General features: G+C 49.3%; 1 pseudogene. It reads left to right on the forward strand.

The annotated features are described in order from the left end of the window. A pseudogene (locus C8P63_RS18675) lies at positions 1 to 1,274 on the forward strand (transposase); the annotation flags it as partial. Positions 1,275 to 1,394: the final 120 nt, after the last annotated feature.

Here is a 1,394-nt window from a genome sequence, read left to right on the forward strand (position 1 = left end):
TTCCCCAAAAGCATATCCTGCGGAAATTGAAAGATGTCATCGACTTTTCTCAGGTTCACGAATGGGTGGCTCCTCTTTATTCCGAGAAGACAGGGCGTCCTTCGATTGATCCGGAGCTCGTCGTTCGAATCATCGTACTCGAGTACCTCTTTAACCATTCGGAACGCGAGTTTTTCAGTATATTGCCCATGCATGCCGGTTATTTATGGTTTTGTGGACTGGATTTTGAATCCTCCCTTCCGGACCGTACCACCCTTGTGAAAACCAGGGCACTTTGGCGTCAACATGGGGTATTCGATCGCCTCATGCATCAGGTAGTGGATCAGTGTATCGCTGCAGGCCTGGTCAAGCCGGACGTTCATGCCGGTGTGGACGGAACACAGGTCCGCGCGAATGCCTCCATCCACAGTTTGCAGGAAAAGACATTAGCTCCGGTCCAATCGCTTCAAGACTATCTTTCGGAATTGGAACGAGACGATCGGAAAGCATCCTCCGAGCGTCACGACAACCAAGACGATGATAACGACAGAGATCCAACTTCAGGCAGCCCTTCCAACCAAGAAAAGCCGAAAACCAATGGGCTTGAAGAGCGCGCGGCGCATGAAAACTTTCGCGGGAAAAAGTTTTCCAATCAAACCTATCGAAGCGTGACTGATCCCGATGCCCGTCTGTATCGGAAAAGCAAAGGACAGGAAACCTATTTGCGCTACCTGGTCCATAACCTCATGGACGTGGAATCCGGTGTGATCCTCGCAACAACAGCAAGCGTGGCTTCAGGAACAGCCGAGCGGGAAGTCAGCCTTCACCAACTGGCTGAGGTCCGTTTTAAACATAAACCCATCAAGATTCGCACCTTGTCGGCCGATAAAGCTTACGGCACCCCGTTCTACCTTCAATCTCTGTTTTCACAGGGGATCACCCCTCTGGTTTCCCTCCAGAATCTTAAGTTGGAAGAAACTCCAACCTGGAAGAGAAAAACCAATGACCCCGAGAGACAACGGAAAAGACAAGCCAAAGTCGAAGAAGTCCGGATCAAAAACAAGGCTAAACAAATCCAGCTCGATGGGAAATACCGGGAGATTCAAGTCAAGCGCACGCGTCTGGAACATGGATATGCCGAATCCAAAAACGTACATGGGCTGGAGCGTGCACGAAGCAGGGGGCTTGATTGTATGCAGGAACAAGCTCTGTGCACAGCGATTGTTCAAAACCTCAAACGGTTATGCCGGTTGAAGGGAAGAAGACCTAATACCGGTACATTGGCATGCGCAAAAACAAAAAATCCAAGGGAATGGAGCCACCAATACCCGTTGGCTTTTTCGATTTTCAGCAAAATTTACGAGCATATCGTTCAAATAACGGAGAAGTTTACTCGTTTTTCACCAGTCTTCTAG

Source organism: Melghirimyces profundicolus (genome assembly GCF_003054245.1).
Lineage (GTDB): Bacteria > Bacillota > Bacilli > Thermoactinomycetales > DSM-45169 > Melghirimyces > Melghirimyces profundicolus.